The organism is Actinomyces sp. ph3 (genome assembly GCF_000308055.1).
GTDB lineage: Bacteria > Actinomycetota > Actinomycetes > Actinomycetales > Actinomycetaceae > Pauljensenia.
The window spans coordinates 15,131-33,631 of sequence record NZ_CAGY01000008.1; the positions used below are offsets into that span (position 1 = coordinate 15,131).

An 18,501-nucleotide genomic window follows, 5' to 3' on the forward strand; every position below is an offset into this window, starting at 1 on the left:
AAAGCACTGCCCGCGCTGCTGAGCAGCGCGGGCAGCAAAACGAAGGTTTAACGACGTTAGCCGCGCACCTCACTTATGCGACCAGAAACGAACCACCGTTTGAGGCTGGCTAGGATCTTGGAATGATCGAGCCATCTCCCCCTGATAGGCGTAGTCATCAGAAAAACGAGTGGAGGATGTCGGCAAGTACTGCGGGTCATCACCAAGGACAAAGTTGTAAACCTTCTTGTTGCCTTCCCACGAGAACTCCATACCATCATTGATCTGAACACCATCAGCCTTAGGAGTCCAGTAACGATGAGTCTTTCCATCAACCGGATTCAGTCGATCTCCGTCCCACCAGTAGAGGGCGTAATTCGCATCTTCAGGGATACCGCGATCAACCTTGCCATTGACGCGAGCATAGTTCACAACCAGATGCTGAGGCTCGTAGCCATCCCCGTCTCTGCGTGGATTATTGCCAATGCTCATACCGCGAAGTTTCATCTCTTCGGCATTGAATGCGAAGTCTGAGCGGACATCCTCTGCAAAAGGACGAACGATGATGTTGTCATTGAGATCAACGCCGGCAATACGACCGTTAACCTGAACTTCTTGGAAGTCGATCGCGCCGCGAGAGTTACCGTAGTAGTCATCTTTCGTTCCACTGCGAACAATCTTGTTGCGCTGAATGCTGGCCCTCTTGTTCAAGGTCAAGTTCCAGTCAAAATTATGACCACCAAACACGGTGTTCAGACGAATACCAGCACCTTCAAAATTCCCCGTAATGAGGTTGTTCTCTGCCTTCTGTCCCGATCCGCCAAAGAAGCCAATCCCACCTGCACGCCAACCGAGCTCGATCGTGTTGTGAGTGAACTCAATATTGTCGGTATGACGAGCGTTCGATACATACTGGACAGGCTCACCGGGTTGAGACTGTGCATGACTCGACCACGACGCAAGGCCATCATCACCATTTCCACGAATATTGGAATTGCGCACAGCCGAGTTCCGGCTTCCCTGAGAGTAATTCAGACCATCGGCGAAGTTATTGCGAATACGGGAGTGCTCGACCAGCATGTGCTCCGTGTATTGCATGTTTTTCTCGTCGACATAGTCACCCATCCAGAAACCGCACTCAAAATGTTCGATCCAGAGGTTTTCAAACCGAGAATTCTTGGTAACTCCCTGGAATCCCTTGTAGTTCGCCCCTTCGTTATAACGGGACTTGAGATTAGTCGACATGTAGAAGTCTCGGACCTGAAGGTCATGGCTGGTATGTTCAAGAACAATTCCACCGCTGGCCCTATTCGGGTTACGGAAGAAGACATTCGTGTACCAGATACCCGCACCTTGGATCGTCAGTTTGTGGTTGTCATTCGGAGAATGGTGGATTGCAAGCTGACGATCAAACTCGAAGGTTCCGCGCGGGATATACAGTGTCTTGTTCTCATCCGAGGCGCGTCTTAGAGCTGCCAAGAACGCATCAGAATCATCTTTTCCATCATTGGGGCGCGCATAAACCTTACGAGTTTCCCAAACACCCGGTGCTTTCTCTTCAGTGACCGTCAAGTCATCATCAGTGATGCTCACAGAGTTATCAGGACGCTGAATTTCCGGAAGAGCTTGCTCAAGCTCAACAAAGTCAATGCCGTAGGCATGGCCTTCGGTCCCTGTACGGACGACGCTGATCCTGTCTCCCGGGTTCACCTGACGGTTAAGAAGACCGTGAACCTCATCAAAAAGGAATCGTGCGTGCGCCGGACCATTACCGGGATCCTTCTGCCATTCCTCGTCATAAACCTTGCTCTTTTGAACATACTGGTACGCACTTTCTGACGAGAGATTAAAAGTGGCAGCAGTTTCGCCGTTGACACGAATATCAACGCTTCCGGCCGTGTGATCAGGAAGAGTGAATCGAAGATCAATCGCATTCCCAGGAACTTCGGCAGTGAAGCTCACTGAAGAATCCTTGCCTTCGAGCTCGACGTAGGACTGTTCACCGGCCTCAATCGCTGTTGAGTCAAGCATTTCGTTAACCGACTGACTCTCATCAAGCGAGACGACGTGTGCACGGTCAAGCTGGCCACGCTCGGCCTCGTAACGGGTATAGGGGAAGGAAGCCCCGTAGGTCGTGTCGTCACCGGCAGCGACGGCACTGTTACCGCCCAGTGAAGGCACCATTGCAATGACGGCAGCCGCGCCAACTGCTCCCACAATCTTTCGGTGTTTCATGAAGAAGTTCTTCCTTTGTATCGGCAGCGACACGACTTCCGCATATGAGATTGCGAAATTTGGTCGCCTCTAGGTGTCGAGATAGGCAGCCCGACCGTTTTTCGGTTATGAGAAGGCCTATACGTTTTCAACCTTAAGGAAGCTTCGTGGGAGCATTTGTAAAAGAATCTTGATTCGGACTCATCATCTGCTACAAGATTTCTGCACGAATTCTTATTAATTACTTATACATTTCGATGCGCATCACTCACGCATTAATTGCGCATCATGATGCGTAATCTTGGCAGTCAAAAATGAGAAATATACGAATTAATTGCTGATTCGTTGAGTATGGATAAAGGTGTGCCCGCACTGCGAGGGCAGCGCGGGCACGGAGAGTGAATAATTGCGGCGGATGCCGCCACACTCACTTAAGCGACCAGAAACGGATCACTGTTTGAGGCTGGTTCGGATCTTGGAAAGACTGAGCCATCTCACCCTGATAGTTGTAGTCATCCAAGAAACGAGTCGAGGAAATCGGCAAATACTCCGGCTTGTCACCAGGGGTGAAGTTATAGACCTTCCTGTTACCTTCCCATGAAAACTCCATACCATCATTGATCTGAACACCATCAGCCTTGGGGATCCAGTAACGATGAGTCTTGCCATCAACGGGATTGTTTCTGTCACCGTCCCACCAGAAAAGGCCATAATTCGTATCCTCAGCAAGACCGCGGTCGACCTTGCCATTGACGCGAGCGTAGTTCACAACCAGATGCTGAGGCTCATAACCGTCCCAGTCACGACGCGGGTTGTCGCCGACGTGCATCCCCCGCGAGTTCAGTTGCTCATCATTGAATGCGAAGTCCGAACGAATATCTTCTGCAAAGGGACGAACGATAATGTTGTCCTTCACATCGATATTCAGAATTGTTCCCCACATCTCTTGGAAGTCGATCGCGCCGCGAGAGTTACCGTAGTAGTCATCTTTCGTTCCACTGCGCACAATCTTGTTGCGCTGAATACTGATGCGCCTGTTCCGTTCCTTATTGAAGTAAAAGTTATGGCCGGGGAAAACAGTATTCAAGCGAATACCGGCACCCTCGAAATTACCAGTGATCAGGTTGTTCTCTGCCTTGTGACCAACGCCGCCAAAGAAACCGATACCACCGGCACGCCAACCGAGCTCAATCGTGTTGTGAGTAAACTCGTTGTTTTGGGTAACCCTGGACCTGGATTCGTACTGCTCTGGGTCCCCGGGCTGTGACTTCGTCTGGCTCGCCCACGAGGCAAGGCCATCATCACCATTTCCGCGAATATTCGAATTACGAACAGCGGAATCACGGGTTCCCTGAGAGTAGTTCAAGCCATCCGCAAAATTGTTGCGAATACGGGAATGGTCCACCAGCATTCGCTCGGTGTACTTGAGCTTGTCATAGTTAACGTCTTCACCAATCCAGAAGCCGCACTCAAAGTGCTCAATCCACAGGTTTATAAACTGTGAATCCTTCGTAACGCCCTGGAAACCCTTGTACTTCGCCTTTTCATCATGACGAGAGACAAGATTCGAATCCTCATAGAAGTCGCGGAAAGTCAGGTGGTGAGACGTATGTTCTAAGTCAAAACCGCCTTCTTTTTTACCCGACTTCGTAAAGTGGATATTCGTGTACCAGATACCCGCGCCCTGGATTACTAATTGGTGGTTATCCTTCGGAGAATGCCGGATCACAAGCTGGCGATCAAACTCAAAGGTTCCACGCGGAATGTACAGAGTCTTGTTTTCCTCCGAGGCGCGCTTTAGGGCTGCTAGGAAAGCTTCGGAGTCGTCCCGGCCATCATTGGCCCATGCATGAACCGAACGAGTCTGGGATTCCCCCGGTTTCACTTCTTCAGTGACTGTCAAATCATCATCGGTAACACTCACCGAATTACCGGGACGCGGAATCTCTGGAAGAGCCTGCTCAAGCTCAACGAAGTCAATTCCCATGGATTGTTTCTTGCCATCCGTACGGACGACACTGATCGTGTCACCAGGGTTCACCTGCCGATTAAGCAGGCCGTGGACCTCATCAAAAAGGAATCGGGCATGTGCCGGGCCATTACGAGGGTCTTTATACCGTTCTTCGTCATAGACCTTGCTGCCCTGGACGTACTGGTATGCACTCTCAGAAGAAAGATTGAAGCTGGCAGCAGTTTGACCATTGACGCGAATATCAACGCTTCCGCTCTCATGATCGGGAAGACTAAAACGCAGGTCGATCGCGTTTGCGGGAACCTCAGCGGTGAAGTTTACGGACGAATCCTGCCCCCACAGCTCAACGTAGGACTGCTCCCCTGCCTCGATTGCCTTCGAATCAAGCATTTTGTTCACAGGCAGGCTCTCGTCAAGCGAGACAACGTGTGCACGGTCAAGCCAGCCACGCTCGGCCTCGTAACGGGTATAAGGGAAGGAAGCGCCATAGGTCCAGTCCCCATCGTCTGCCACGGCACCGGTTGCACTCAAGGTGGGAACCATGGCGATAGCGGCAGCGGCGCCAACTGCTCCCACAATCTTTCGGTGTTTCATGAAGAAGTTCTTCCTTTACATCGGTCAACGACGTTGATGACCTGAAGGCGAATGCACCTAGCCACTCCCGTCGATCCTGAATATTCGATAGACCGCTTCCATGCTGTCTTCACTGATCATTAAGGAATGGCCTATTGGGCTTTAAGATTAGGGGCGCTTTGTGAGAACGGGTATAAAGGATTCTTGAGTCAACCTTGTCATCTGCTCCACGAACTCTGCGCAAATTCTTATGGCGCACTTAGAGGTTCTGATGCGCATAATTTAGCGGATTTGCGCGCAAAGTGATGCGCATCGATGCGTAACGAATCTTTGCTTCAGGTTGCTCAGAAAGCAGGCTTCTCGAAGTCTTGGAAGCGAATATTCACCAAGTTATTTTGCTGAAAATATCTCTTTCAACATCTTTGGAGAAGAAGTTGATGAACTCTTTGTGGGACTTGTAAAAACCATCTCCGTGCAAACGGATAAAACTGTGAAGTAGCTACAGAAAATCCCGAACCACCAACAGTGGTCCGGGACTAATTGTGGAGATGGGGGGAATCGAACCCCCGTCCAACAGCCGACCCCGAGGTCTTCTCCGAGCGCAGTCTGCGAGTTATTTCTCAGCCCCTGGCATCATGCAGACCTGCTACCAGATAGGCTCAGTTGATGAAGTGTCGGAGCCGTCCTACCAACACGAACGGCACCCAGTGGCTTCCTAAACGACGCCAGACACCGGACCGGAAGCAACTTCCGGGCTGACGGACTAAAGGTTCACGCGGCAATCAGGCGGCGAGAACGTAGTCGGTGCGATTCTGTTCGGCACCTATTGGTTTGCACACATCGTTAACGAGTAGAGCATGCCTCCTCGGCTCGCTTCCCCTCGATCGACGACCGCTGTCGAAACCGATCATCCCCTATTGAGTTCTTCACTCTCCGACGCCCTGCCACCACAGCAGCACAAACACCGGACTAGAAATCATACGTCCCCGCAGCAGAGCTGGCAAGAGAAACCCGAGGCCCCGCCCCCACTCCCCCGCACGCAGGCAGTCAGCGAGCCCTGGCCTCGGCAAAGAAAACCGAAGAAGAACCCAAGGAGGCCCTACATAAGCTTTGTAGACTCAAGCTTTTCAACCAAGAGTCGGTTGTTCTTGATGAGGAAGGGACGAATCCCCAATCCCAGGACCACGGCAAATAGGGCAAAGGCACCCAGTAACAGCATTGCATCAAGGTACTCACTGCCCGAGTACCCCGCGATCGAAGCGCGCAGAGCCGTGATCCCATGCGTTGCCGGAAGATACGGCGAAATCGACCGGAAGAAACTTGGCAGGATATCCAAGGGGAATGCGCCACCGGAAGCCGAAATCTGGAGCACCAAAAACAGCACGCCCAGCGCCTTCCCCGCATTCCCGAAAGTCGCAATGAAGGTATAGAGCAGGAATGAGAACACGAAAGCCATGAGCCATCCCGCACACATGAACTCCCACGGATGAGCGTGCTGAACTTTCAGGAAGAACAGCTCACCCAGGCATAGGATTGTCGCTTGGATAAGCGCGATCAGCCCAAAAATGAGGTAGCGCCCGAGGAAGCCTTCCCACAGCTTCACCTCGCGGCCCTTGAAATAGAGCGCAGTCGGATGTGTCTCTTCAAGTCCGTCAGCAACGTTCTCGGCAGTGACATCACTGCGCAGAGCAACAATCATCAGCACCGAGCCAACCCACAGCGCCAGCGCGGTGTACAAAGGAGCCATCTGTGATCCAAAGTTCTCCACCGGATACACCGGAATCGTCTCGATCCCCACCGGTGCTGCTAGCGCGATTGCGAGCGCTTGGGGATCCGAACCAATGATCGTTCGAACCTTGGCAAGATTCCCACCGTTGAGTGCGTCAGTGAGCTTCGTGTGGATCGTCGCCAGCTTTTCCGAGGCCTCGCGAAGGCTGGTCCCGACGTTGCTGAAGGTGGATTGAAGTTTCGTCAGTCCCTCACGCACTCCCGTTGAGCCGTCACCTACTTGAGAGCTCGCTGCGGAAAGCTGATTGCGAAGCGAGGCCATCGATGAAGTCGCAGAATTCATCGTCTGAGAAAGCTGCTCCAGCTGAGGGCGCAGCGTCGATTCGGCATCAGACTTGAGGGTGCTCACGGCCGTTTTCGCCTGTTCAATGAGGCTCTTCACGTCTTGATGATTTGCGGCTGCCGCTGCCCCGTTCTTTTCCAGATCATCCGCCGCCGCATTGATCGCGCTTTGAAGTGAACTCAGGCGATCAGCAGAAGCTTGCAGACGATTCAGCACGTCTTGAGAAATGGGAGAACCTGGGAGCTGTGAAAGAGTCTCTTTCACGTGAAGATACTGGGTCGCCTGGTTGCCCACGGCCTCGGCCTGAGAGCGCAAGGTTGCCACGGCCGAAGTTACGGTGTTCCCACCTTGGGAATAAACAGCATCAATCGACGAAGACAAAGCGTCCAAGGAACTAGCCGACGCACTCACCGCCGAGGAAAGAGCAGAAGCGGCCTGCGAGGCGCCAGAAGAAATTTGTGCAATCGATGAGGAAGCAGTGTTTCCTGCGTTAGAGAGCGGGTCCTTCGCCTGCGCAGCATTGTTAATCATCGTCTGCGTGGAATCGACAAGCTGAATGGACGAGCCAATAAGCCCCGCATAGGCATCAGCGCTCGCCGCCGCATTTCTGAGACGTGTCGAGGTCGTCTCCAGACGCGAATTGAGCGCCTGAATCCCGCGCACGTTACTTGGGTCCGAAAGAGAGTCAGAAAGCGATGAAGCAGTATCGACAGCGATCTCAGCCAGAGTCTGAGCAAAAGCCTGATTGATCTGAGCGGAAACATGCTCTGCTCCCTGCCCCGCGATCTTCGGACTCAAACCGTTCTTCTTCTCGTTGATGTAGTAGGTCAGCGGAGTGCTGTGTGCATCCGAAGAGAAGAAGGTCATCATCTCGCGCGAGAAATCCTGAGGAATCACGACCGCCGCGTAGTACTCACCGGAGCGAGTCTTCTCAACTGCCTGCGCTTCACTATCAACAACCCAGTCGAAATCCTCATTCGCACGCAGCGCGGCAACAACCTGATCGCCAATATTGATCTTCAAGGGCACCAGATCCGACTTGTACCCCTCGTCGCTATTGGCAATTGCGATTCGAAGATTCTTCGTATTCGCGAAAGGATCCCACGAGGCCGCAATGTTGAACCACGCGAAAATCGACGGAAGAACGACCAGCCCCAAGACAACGACCATGGAGATGATCGAGCGATGAGCACGATGGAGATCAGCCCGGAAAATCTGCCATACAGCTTTCACTTCTCGCTCCCCTCTTCCGTATTTTCCTCATTGCCGAGGCGGTGTTTCCCCAGTTGCGCAGCGGAAGCCTTCACTCCATGAAGCCTGCGACGCAACAAGGAGCGCACATCAGAATCATCCATCGAGGTGAGCAACTGCTGACGAGCCAAAGACTCGCGAATGTATTCCAGAGCAATGAGGAAAGTAATAATCACAAGAATCCAGATAATCCAAAGCCCCAGAAGGAGTGGGACCTCAGCAACGCTCGCAACGGAGAGAATTGCAAGGACCGCCGGAATCACGATTCCCAGAATTAGAGCCCCGCGGCGCATCTTCGGATAACGCCGTTCGAAATTACGCGCACGACGGGTGACCGAACGCGAATACCCATCGTGATCGGCAAGGACTGCAACGATCTGAGACAGGCGGTAGCGCGAGGACGGAAGGTGCGTGGCCTCGGCAAGGAACAATCCCGAACGAGACAGATCTCGACTGACCATCGCATTGAGGTTGACCAAGAAGGGACGAACCAACAGGCCCAAAGCAAAAGCTATAAGAACGTGAATCCCCAAGACTCCAAGCGATCTCAGGTAGGCGTTGCCGTAGAAGCCACCGACGGTCTCGCGCATCGCATTGATCCCATAGGTGAAGGGGAAAAGCGGGTGGAGGAAACGGAAGAAGGAAGGCATCATCTCGATGGGATACAAGCCCGCTGCTCCGGGGATCTGAAGAATCACGATAATGACGCACAGGCCCTTACCGATATGTTGGAAACAGGTCGCCAGCATGTAGATCACGGAAAGGAACACCAAAGAAACAAGGACAGCAGTACCTACAAAGGCAAACTTGGAGACCGTTTGGACACCGATTATCAGATCGCCGATGGAAACAACCAGAGCTTGCCCGATCGCGAATAGAGCCAAGAGCATCCAACGAGACATGTACTTTTGCGCCGAGGTCATGGAACCGACGCCCTCTTCATCGACCTCAAGCTTGAGAATGATCACGAGCGCGAAGGCACCGATCCAAAGGGAAAGGTTCGTGAAGAGCGGTGTCATCGCTGAACCATATGTGGCAACCGGGAAAACAGTCTGGGTTCTAATCGATGTCGGAGCAGCCATGAATTCTGCGATTTTCTCAGGATTGAGATTCATCGAGCCCGCCAATGACTGAATCGCGTTGGAGGAGGAAATCAGCTGGATGTCCCCCTTGGCGCTGTCCAGATCAGACTTGAGAGACGCAATGTTCACTGAAGACTGTGCAATCGTTGTTTTCGTTGAATCAAGCAAGGTATCAAGCTGGTCAAGAAGGCCCGAAATCTGCTCGCGCTGCCCTTTAAGAACAGCGATCGCGGAGCGAAGATCAGCTGAGGCAGAGGACATCTGATCCAAGGCACTGGAAATGACTGGGAGCTGGCTCGTCACGCCAGAGCGCGCCTGCGTTGCCGCCTCGGTCAAGGACTGGCTGGCGGAATTCAGTGAGTTGAGTGCCTGAGCGATCGATGTTGAGGTCGAGGAGAGGTTCCCATTGAGCGCCGATAGATTCGACAATGTCTGCCCAACCTGCGCGTTTTGTGTGCTCAGATCTTGTAGTGTCTGCGAGGCCGTGGGTAGATTCGCTATCCCCAAGCTTTGCAGGTCACGAAGAATCTCACCGTTGGCTTGGTTGATGGATTGCCCCTCGGTGAGTACGCCGCCGATTGTCGTCGTTGCCCCCTGTACTCCTCCATTGAGAGTTCCACCGGCACTCGAGGCTTTAGCCACGGCAGCGGAGGCATGCGTCGAAAGCCCGTCCAGAGAAGTCGACATATTCGCGGTGAACTGCGAGAGGCTGGAGCGGGTATCGGCGACAAGCTGATCGGCCTCAGACAGCGCGTCATTGAGATCGCTTAGCGCTGAGTCAGCGCTCGTCATTGAGCTTCGCGCACCACTGACCTTACCCTTTGCCGAATCGAGCTTCTCCCCCATTCCGTTAAGGGATTCCTCGGCCTGCCCCAATTGTTCGCTCGCGGTCCTTACTTTCTCACTGATGTCTGAGCGTCCGTTTTGGAGGACTTCAGAAATAGATTTGCCCGTGGAGGTGATCTTCTCTGAGAGAGTCTGCGCAACAGTTGAAACAAAAGCCGAGTTGATCTGCTGATCTAAAGAAGAAGCTCCTGCTCCTGTGATTTTCGGAGCGACAGCATTGTTCTTCTCATTGACGTAGTACTGGACATCGGGTTTGGAATACGTACCGTCAACAATACCCGTGAGGCGCGTGGAGAAATCGGAAGGAATGATGAAAGCGGCATAGGATTCCCCGCGTTCAACTTCTTTCTTTGCTTGATCTGCCGAGACGAAATGCCATCCAAGCTGATCGTTCTCGCGTAGCTTGGATTCCAGCATCGTGCCCACGTTGACGAAACCGATCGCATCTTTCGTAGCGCCCTGATCTTCATTGGCAACTGCAACGCGGATCTTCCCTGTATTCGAATAAGGATCCCAAAAACCGACGATGTTAAACCATGCATACAGTGCAGGTACGAAGAGAAGGCCGATGATGACAATCCACGCGGCAGGCACGGTCACCATTCGCCGTATGTCTCGCTTGAGCGATCGCACAACGGGCCTCATCAGCGCTCCTTAAAAGAACAGGCTGTGTACCTTCCGTATGGAGGGCACACAGCACTTCCTCGTGAGCACACCACCGATCAGCGACGTGCTTGTTTGACATAGCGACGCATCGCGCGCTCTGCCTCACGCTGGTCCTGTTTTTCGCGCAGGGCCTGACGTTTATCCCACTCTTGTTTACCGCGAGCAAGGGCAATCTCAACCTTTGCACGGCCACCAATGAAGTACAGCTCAAGGGGGACAATCGTGTACCCCTTGGCGGAAGACTTATCGGCCAGAGTGGAAATCTGACTGCTATGCAGCAGAAGCTTCCTCTTTCGCGTCGGCGCATGGTTGGTCCACGAGCCCTGCGCATACATGGGGATATTCGCCCCATACAGCCAGGCCTCGCCGTTCTTAATCTCTACCCACGCATCGACCAGCGAGGCACGTCCCATTCGGAGGGCTTTCACTTCGGTGCCCGAAAGCACCATGCCAGCCTCCCACGTATCTTCAATGAGATAGTCGTGGCGAGCCTTCTTATTGCGCGCAATGGTTTTCTTCGCGTCCGAGGCAGCCTTACGCTTCTCGGATTCGGTAGGCTTTGGTTTCTTCCATTCCTTCGGCATAAGCACCCCCTCAGTGAGAAATTACAGGAGAACTATTGTCCTACAAGTAATCCAGAGGTTCAACATCAGCACCATTGCGCATGACAGACAGGTGCAAGTGGCAGCCGGTGGCGTATCCGGTAGCGCCAACCCAGCCCAGAACCGTATCGCGTCCAACGTGCTGGCCAACATAGACATTGGTGGACTGCATATGAACATAGGCGGTCGACATGGACGCGCCATTCATCATCCCGTGGTTCACGTAGACCACGTTTCCGCCAGCCGTTTCAACGGTCACAGCGGTGACAACACCTTCGGCAACCGGATAAATTTCAGTACCGCAGTTTGCCGCAAAGTCTGTCCCATTGTGATAGCGAGAGATCCCAAGGACGGGGTGGACGCGCCATCCGAATGGTGAAGTCACAACCAAGGGAACGGGAAGCGGGCTGGAGAAGTTCGACGAGGAGGTGTAGCGCCTATTCTGGCGGCGGTTCTCTTCATCGATCGCAGCGAGCTTCGAGGTCGCATCCTGGTATTCGCGCTGCCACTGGCCAAGTTGTTCTTCAGCCTGAGCCTTCTGCGCATCCCACTGGGCGCGTTTTTCTTCCGAGGTCTTCTTCAGTTCGTCGAGCTCGCGGAGCTTCGTTTCCGCAGTGTTCTTTGCGCTCTCTGCTTCTTCCGAGGCCTTACGTGCCTTCTCCTCCAGAGAAGAAATTCGCGAGGTCACGGCGTCTTGTCTACTCTGTTGGTTACGCGTTGCCGCCTGCATATCCATTGCCTGGCTAAGTGCACTGTCTTGAGCGCGTGTCATCGCATCCGCTGCGGCTGCTCGATCAGCAATCTCTTCAGTTCCTGAAGAGGACAGCGCGATCAGAAGGGGCGAGCTCACTCCCCCGGACTGATACATCTCGCGCGCCAATGCACCCACAGCTTTTTGAGATTCCTCTTGCTGTTTGCGCGCCTTCTCCATCGCAGTGTTGAGACGAGCAACCTCAGCCTGAGCTGCATCCAGTTGTGCCTGTGCAACGTCATGCTCGCGCTTGGCGCCCTCGTAGCGTTCATTCGCAGTGTCAAGCTCAGCCTGGGCAACGGGGATCTGAGCATTCGCTGTTTCAAGGTCTAAGTAGACCTGGGCGAGCGAAGCGTCCAAACCCTCAAGGTTGTTGCGAAGCTCTTGCACGTGCTGCGCGGACTCACGCTGAGCCTGAGCAACGCGATCACGGTCTTCATCCGCAAAAGCGGGTGGTACCAGAGCGAGCGGTGCTGCAACAACAAGCAGCGTCACCGCACTGGTAAGTCCCGTTGAAAAACCGTGAAAACGCGTCTTTGCCATAGAGATCAGATCTTCGTGTACTTCGCCAGTGAGAATGCGGATGCCGAGAGCGCAAGGAGCACTGCAGCAATGATGAGGATCGGCGACATGATCCACACCTCACGCATGCCAATAAAGTTCGTCCAACGGAAGGCCTGTGCAAGCCATTGATTCACCAGGACGTGAACACCAACGAACAGGGTTCCCACTGCCAAGAGAGCACCGACCACTGCAGCAATCGCGCCCTCAATCATGAAGGGGGCTTGGATAAACAGATTCGAGGCACCAACCAGTCGCATGATGGAGGTTTCACGTTCACGACTCATCGCGGACAGGCGAATAGTGGTCGTAATGAGCAAGACCGCGGCGACGATCATCACGCCCGCCAAGCCCAGCGACAGGCCTCGGGCTTTACCCAAAACCTGGAACAAGGGCTCAACGATCTCACGCTGGTCCTTCACAACGGATACGCCAGCTGAACCCGTGAACTCGTCGCGAATAATGCTGAATTGCTCGGGATTGACCAGCTTGACGCGGAAAGACACTTGCATCATGTCCTCGGTCGTCCACTGCCCCAGCGGAGAATTACCGTAGATCTTCACGAAGTTCTTAAAGGCCTCAGCCTTCGATTCTTCGTAGACGTCCTTAACGTAGGGAGCCAGCTCAGCAGAACGGAGCTTATCGCGCACCGCTGCAATCTGCGTTTCCGTTGCCTCTTGGTTATTGCAGCTCGGAGTCTGGTCATTGTTGGCACACATGTAGATCGACACCTCGATCTTGTCGTACCACTGACTCTTCATTCGAGAGACCTGCATCTGCGAAAGGCCTGCAATACCCACAAATAGCAGGGACACGAAGGTCACGATCACCACGGCAACAGACATCGCGCGGTTTCGCGACAGGCCCTTGCCAACTTCCGAAAGAATAAAACGTAACTTCATTACTTCACCGCCCCGTACACGCCGCTGTTCTGATCACGAGCAACCGTTCCATCGTGCAATTCAATGACGCGCATACGCATCTGGTTCACGATTGCAGCGTCGTGCGTTGCCATCACAACTGTGGTGCCATTGCGGTTAATACGATCCAGCAAACGCATGATTCCAAGCGATGTATCCGGGTCCAAGTTACCGGTCGGCTCATCCGCAAGAAGCAACTCGGGACGGTTCACCATCGCACGAGCAATTGCCACACGCTGTTCTTCGCCACCGGAAAGCTCATGGGGAAGGCGCCTTTCTTTACCAGCCAAACCGACCAGTTCCAGAACATCGGGAACCTGGGTTTCGATAGCGTGGCGAGGCTTACCAATGACCTCCATCGCCAGAGCAACGTTCTCGTATACGGTCTTCGAAGGCAGCAAACGGAAGTCCTGGAACACGGTCCCGACCTGACGTCGCAGCTTAGGAACCGACCAACGCGAGAGTTTACCCACGTCGTGGCCGAGGACCCACACCTTTCCTGACGTCGCACGAATTTCCCTCATGGTGAGTTGAAGGAAAGTGGACTTACCGGAACCGGACTTTCCCACGAGGAAGACAAACTCTCCGCGCTTCACTTCAAGGGAAACATCATCTAATGCCGGACGTGCACCAGGCTGATACACCATGGTGACGTGATCAAATCGAATCATGAGCCGTCTCTGATTGGGGTTATGGTCCCTTTTACCCTATGCAGCTCGCGCCTCAAAACTTAGGCGACACGCGCAAAAGCCCGGGCCAGGCCCGGGCTTTTCGCATCAGTCTTGATTCTGCTGATTCTTACGCCAACGAATTCCGGCGTTGATGAAGCCGTCGATATCACCATCGAAGACGTTCTGGGGATTGCCGGATTCGTATTCGGTACGCAGGTCCTTCACCATCTGGTAGGGCTGCAAGACGTAGGAGCGCATCTGGTCACCCCACGAGGCCTTCACATCACCCGCGAGTTCCTTCTTCTTCGCCTGCTCTTCCTCGTGGCGCAGCACAAGAAGGCGAGATTGCAGAACTCGAAGAGCGGCCGCGCGGTTTTGAATCTGCGACTTTTCGTCCTGCATCGAAACGACAATACCCGTCGGGATGTGAGTCATTCGAACGGCGGAGTCCGTCGTATTCACCGACTGACCACCGGGGCCGGAAGAACGGAAGACATCGACCTTCAGTTCGGACTCGGGAATCTCAATGTGGTCCGTCGACTCGATCAGAGGAATAACCTCAACAGCCGCGAAAGAGGTCTGGCGACGTCCCTGGTTATCAAAGGGGCTGATACGCACGAGGCGGTGGGTGCCGGCTTCGACCGAAAGAGTGCCATAGGCGTAAGGGGCTTGGACCTCGAAGGTTGCGGACTTCAAGCCAGCTTCTTCTGCGTAGGACGTATCCATAACCTTCGTCGGATACCCGTGGCGCTCTGCCCAGCGCAGGTACATGCGCAGCAGGATCTCAGCAAAATCTGCAGCATCCACGCCGCCAGCGCCACTTCGGATGGTGATGACTGCGTTGCGCTCGTCATATTCGCCATCAAGAAGAGTGCGGATCTCAAGGGCGGACATATCGTCCTTCAATGAGGCAAGGTCAGATTCGGCCTCGGCAAAAATATCTTCCGCGTCCGCAGGATCGCTCTCAGCGGTCTCACGGGCCATGTCAACAATCGCCTCGAGGTCGTCAATGCGTTCTTCCATTGCCAGAACACGATCGAGCTCACTCTGGCGGTGCGACAGCTGCGAAGTCACTTCCTGCGCATGCGCGGGGTCATCCCACAGGTCAGGAGCGGCTGCCTTCTGCGACAGCTCCGCGATTTGGGCGCGAAGACGCTCGGGCTGCACAACGGCGGAAATATTTTCCATCGTCGTACGCAAGGACTGGATCTCTTCAGAAAACTCAATGGCCACGTCTAAAGGGTAGCCGATTCATCGAATTATTGACGAGGCCGGGGCCGGGTGAGGGACAATCACTCCCCTCACCCGGCCCCGGGCCGTGCAGTTATTTCATTGTATGAACGCCTCTACGGCGCATCCGCCTGCATTCAGGAGATTGCGTCCAGCAGTTCAGGAGGCCAGCTGGCCAGAAGGCAAGAGCCACGCCTTTTCGGCCTCGATTCCCAAGCGCACATACTGCCCTTCTTCAAGAAGGTCCTCTGCACGCGGGTCGGAGACAACACACACCAGCGAGCCAAACTCGGTTTCGATCTCGTATTCAACGGTTTCGCCGTAGAAGATCGAGGTGACAACTTGGCCCAGCGAACCGGTGAGCGCCGCAGGCTTTTCATCGGTTGCGGAAATGCGCATGGATTCAGGACGAACCAGAACAACCAGCTCGTCGTCCGAACGAACGGCTTCCTTTGCGCTCTCAGAAGCGTGGACGTTGAGCTGCTGGCCCAGAGCCTCAATCTGAACCTTGCCGTCCTCGCCGACCTCACTGGCCTTTGCGGGAACAAAGTTCGCGCGACCAACGAAGTCAGCAACAAAAACGCTGGCCGGGTGCAGGTAGATCTCTTCGGGGGTATCCACCTGTTCGATTCGTCCCGCATTCATCACGACAATGCGGTCGGACATTGCCATTGCTTCGGACTGATCGTGCGTCACGTAAACGGAGGAAATCCCCAGACGCTTTTGCATCCGACGAATTTCCACGCGCATCTTCACACGAAGCTTTGCATCCAAGTTCGACAAAGGCTCATCGAAGAGCAGAACCTTCGGACGTACGACCATTGCTCGGGCCAGTGCAACACGCTGCTGCTGGCCACCGGAAAGTTGGGAAGGAGCGCGATCCGCCATCGCGGTCAGGTTCATTGCAGCAAGTGCAATATCGACCTCTTCCTTGATTTCCGCTGCGCTCTTCTTTCGCAGATGCAGGCCGTAGGCCACATTCTCACGCACGCTCAGGTGAGGGAACAACGCGTAGGACTGGAACACCATAGACATGGGTCGCTTGTTCGGTGGGACAACCACCATGTTTTCGCCATCGAGCATGACCTGACCTGAAGTCGCGTCTTCAAAGCCCGCGATCATACGCAGGGTCGTGGTCTTGCCGCAGCCCGAGGGCCCAAGAAGGGTGATGAATTCACCGGGGTGAATATCCAGGTTGATGTGATCAACCGCGGTGACCTCGGAAGCGGTGTTCGAGAAGGTCTTGGTCAGCTCCACCAGGGACAGGCGGCCGGGAGCATTTGTGTCATTCGTATTCGACATGGGTCTTTCCTTTGTCAACAATTACATGCCCGCGCCATTGGTGGCGGTGACAGATTTATCTCGAACAAGAACATTTGTTAGGCCGATAACAGCCATCACGATGACAATCAAGATCGTGCAGAAGGCAAAAGCGTTACCGAAACGGCCTGCATCAACCTCAGCAAGAATCTGAGAGGTCATGATCTTCGTCTTAGGAGTCGTGATGAAAATGATCGGCGACAGCGTCGTCATGGATCGCGCAAATGCGTAGGTCAAACCAGCGATGAATGCCGGACGGATCAGAGGAAGCGTCACCTTCATGAAGGTATGCAAGCCCGATGCACCCAAGGAGGTTGAGGCCTCGTCAATCGAATGGTCAACCTGGTGAAGGGAGGCAATACCGGAACGCTGGCCCGAGGGCATCGAACGCGCAACGTAAACCATGATGATTGCCAAGGCGCCACCAAAGACCGCGGAACCACCCGCGAGCGCGGGCATCAGCATCAGTTTTCCGCCGACAATGATCGGCTTGTTATAGGTGATGAGGTAACCAATACCCAGAACCGTACCGGGAACAGACAAGCCGAGCATGCCCAGGAAGTCCATGAAGCCAGCCGAGGCCTTAAGGCGGACAACCACCAGCCATGCAACAACCATGCCCAAGATGCCAGCGATCGGCGTTGCAATCAGAGCCAGGATGGTCGTGTCGATGATGGCATCGTTGCCGATACCCGAGAGCACGTACTTGAAGTTCTTCAGAGTGAATGTATTGTCCACGCCTAAGATCGAGACGAAGGCTCCGACAATAACCGTTGCATAGATGGTGACAACAAAAGCTGCCAGCAGCAAGGTTGCAATTCCCAGCGGGATTCGCGCCTTCATTGAGCGAACCATACGGACCTTGCCGGTCGGCTTGCCCGTCACGGTAACCGTTGAGGAGCGTCCTGACCAGTAGCGCTGTAGAAGGAAGACAAGTAGCGCTGGGACCAAAAGAATCAATGAGTATGCCGAGCCCGCAGCAGTGTTGTATTCACCGTTAACAGCGATGTATGCACGCGATGCCAGAACGGTGAAGTCACCGCCGATAACCAGCGGGTTCGCCAGGTCAGCAATGGCCTCGACGAAAAGAAGAAGGAAGGACGCGGCAAAACCGGGGACGAGCATCGGAAGCGTAACGGTGCGGAAGATTGTCCACGAAGATGCACCCAAGGATGCAGCGGCCTCTTCCATCGCAGGGTCAAGGTTCTTGAGCATTCCGAGCATATTCATGTATGCGACGGGGAAGAAGGAAAGGGACAAAACCAGGGTCAGACCTGAGAGGCCATAAATATTCCACTGTTGTCCCAGAACCTGCGTCGAAATCAGGCCGTTACGACCAAACAGAGTGATGACCGACGTCGCCACAGCGAAAGGCGGCGAGACAATCGGGATCATGCAGATCAGGTGGAGGATCTTCTTACCCGGGATATCCACTCGCGCCTGGACGTAGGCGAAGAAGAAACCAGCAAGAGTACCAATCAAGCCAACAACTAGGCCCAGAACGATCGTGTTCAGCGCAATCGTTCGGTTCGTTGTCGAGCTAGCAAAAGAGGTCAAGACCTTTAGACCATCAGTCGAGAAGGCTCGCGCCAAGATCGTGACCAGCGGCAGCAAGACCAGAAGGAAGAGAACTGCTGTAATGATCGCGACGATCGCAACCGTCACGGGGTCGCGTCGTACCTTCGTTCGTTTTTTCTTTCCCGAGGCCACGGCTTGCGCCTGCGGGGTTTGTGCCCCTTGGGTGCGTGGTGGCGCAACTGTCTCCACTGACATTGGCTATCCGATCTCTCCA

The 18,501-nt window shown here is 54.1% G+C and carries 11 protein-coding genes and 1 other RNA gene; all 12 read right to left on the reverse strand.

Translation table 11 applies throughout. The annotated features are described in order from the left end of the window. Positions 1-69: 69 nt before the first annotated feature. Entirely contained in the window at positions 70-2,214 is a 2,145-nt protein-coding gene (locus tag HGAS_RS07600; RefSeq protein WP_019127209.1) for a hypothetical protein, read from the reverse strand. 406 nt (positions 2,215-2,620) lie between these two features. Then, on the reverse strand, positions 2,621-4,759 hold the full coding sequence (locus HGAS_RS07605) for a glycosyl hydrolase family 28-related protein (RefSeq protein WP_019127210.1): 2,139 nt from the start codon (positions 4,757-4,759) through the stop codon (positions 2,621-2,623). Positions 4,760-5,278: 519 nt separating this feature from the next. Further along, positions 5,279-5,653: a transfer-messenger RNA gene (ssrA, locus tag HGAS_RS08750) on the reverse strand. A 184-nt stretch (positions 5,654-5,837) separates the two neighbouring features. Continuing rightward, on the reverse strand, positions 5,838-8,042 hold the full coding sequence (locus tag HGAS_RS07610; protein WP_019127211.1) for a YhgE/Pip domain-containing protein: 2,205 nt from the start codon (positions 8,040-8,042) through the stop codon (positions 5,838-5,840). Continuing rightward, positions 8,039-10,633 carry a YhgE/Pip domain-containing protein gene (locus tag HGAS_RS07615; RefSeq protein ID WP_019127212.1) on the reverse strand — a complete coding sequence of 865 codons (2,595 nt, stop codon included), beginning with the start codon at positions 10,631-10,633 and terminating at the stop codon, positions 8,039-8,041. The genes HGAS_RS07610 and HGAS_RS07615 overlap by 4 nt, the downstream gene beginning before the upstream one ends. A gap of 77 nt (positions 10,634-10,710) precedes the next feature. Further along, a complete protein-coding gene (smpB, locus tag HGAS_RS07620; protein ID WP_009408200.1) occupies positions 10,711-11,238 on the reverse strand; it encodes an SsrA-binding protein SmpB in 528 nt (175 codons plus the stop codon). Between the two features lie 40 nt (positions 11,239-11,278). Further along, the gene (locus HGAS_RS07625; RefSeq protein WP_009408203.1) at positions 11,279-12,550 is read right to left on the reverse strand and encodes a M23 family metallopeptidase; all 1,272 of its coding nucleotides are present in this window, start codon (positions 12,548-12,550) and stop codon (positions 11,279-11,281) included. A 5-nt stretch (positions 12,551-12,555) separates the two neighbouring features. Further along, the gene (gene ftsX, locus HGAS_RS07630; protein WP_009408205.1) at positions 12,556-13,470 is read right to left on the reverse strand and encodes a permease-like cell division protein FtsX; all 915 of its coding nucleotides are present in this window, start codon (positions 13,468-13,470) and stop codon (positions 12,556-12,558) included. Next, complete coding sequence (ftsE, locus tag HGAS_RS07635) at positions 13,470-14,159, reverse strand: cell division ATP-binding protein FtsE (protein ID WP_019127213.1); 690 nt, start codon at positions 14,157-14,159, stop codon at positions 13,470-13,472. Before ftsE ends, ftsX begins: the two co-directional genes overlap by 1 nt. Positions 14,160-14,264: 105 nt before the next feature. Continuing rightward, positions 14,265-15,392, reverse strand: a complete 1,128-nt coding sequence (gene prfB / locus HGAS_RS07640; RefSeq protein WP_009408209.1) for a peptide chain release factor 2 — start codon at positions 15,390-15,392, stop codon at positions 14,265-14,267. A 156-nt stretch (positions 15,393-15,548) separates the two neighbouring features. Next, positions 15,549-16,691 (reverse strand): ABC transporter ATP-binding protein, encoded by a 1,143-nt coding sequence (locus HGAS_RS07645; protein ID WP_019127214.1) that lies wholly within the window; start codon positions 16,689-16,691, stop codon positions 15,549-15,551. Between the two features lie 21 nt (positions 16,692-16,712). After that, the gene (locus HGAS_RS07650; protein WP_051007873.1) at positions 16,713-18,482 is read right to left on the reverse strand and encodes an ABC transporter permease; all 1,770 of its coding nucleotides are present in this window, start codon (positions 18,480-18,482) and stop codon (positions 16,713-16,715) included. Positions 18,483-18,501 lie beyond the last annotated feature (19 nt).

Excerpts from the sequence above, each read along its gene's own strand:
- ftsE (WP_019127213.1), bottom strand. The coding sequence starts at position 14,159 with ATGATTCGATTTGATCACGTCACCATGGTGTATCAGCCTGGTGCACGT.
- HGAS_RS07605 (WP_019127210.1), bottom strand. The coding sequence starts at position 4,759 with ATGAAACACCGAAAGATTGTGGGAGCAGTTGGCGCCGCTGCCGCTATC.
- HGAS_RS07645 (WP_019127214.1), bottom strand. The coding sequence starts at position 16,691 with ATGTCGAATACGAATGACACAAATGCTCCCGGCCGCCTGTCCCTGGTG.
- smpB (WP_009408200.1), bottom strand. The coding sequence starts at position 11,238 with ATGCCGAAGGAATGGAAGAAACCAAAGCCTACCGAATCCGAGAAGCGT.
- ftsX (WP_009408205.1), bottom strand. The coding sequence starts at position 13,470 with ATGAAGTTACGTTTTATTCTTTCGGAAGTTGGCAAGGGCCTGTCGCGA.
- HGAS_RS07650 (WP_051007873.1), bottom strand. The coding sequence starts at position 18,482 with ATGTCAGTGGAGACAGTTGCGCCACCACGCACCCAAGGGGCACAAACC.
- HGAS_RS07615 (WP_019127212.1), bottom strand. The coding sequence starts at position 10,633 with ATGAGGCCCGTTGTGCGATCGCTCAAGCGAGACATACGGCGAATGGTG.
- HGAS_RS07600 (WP_019127209.1), bottom strand. The coding sequence starts at position 2,214 with ATGAAACACCGAAAGATTGTGGGAGCAGTTGGCGCGGCTGCCGTCATT.
- HGAS_RS07625 (WP_009408203.1), bottom strand. The coding sequence starts at position 12,550 with ATGGCAAAGACGCGTTTTCACGGTTTTTCAACGGGACTTACCAGTGCG.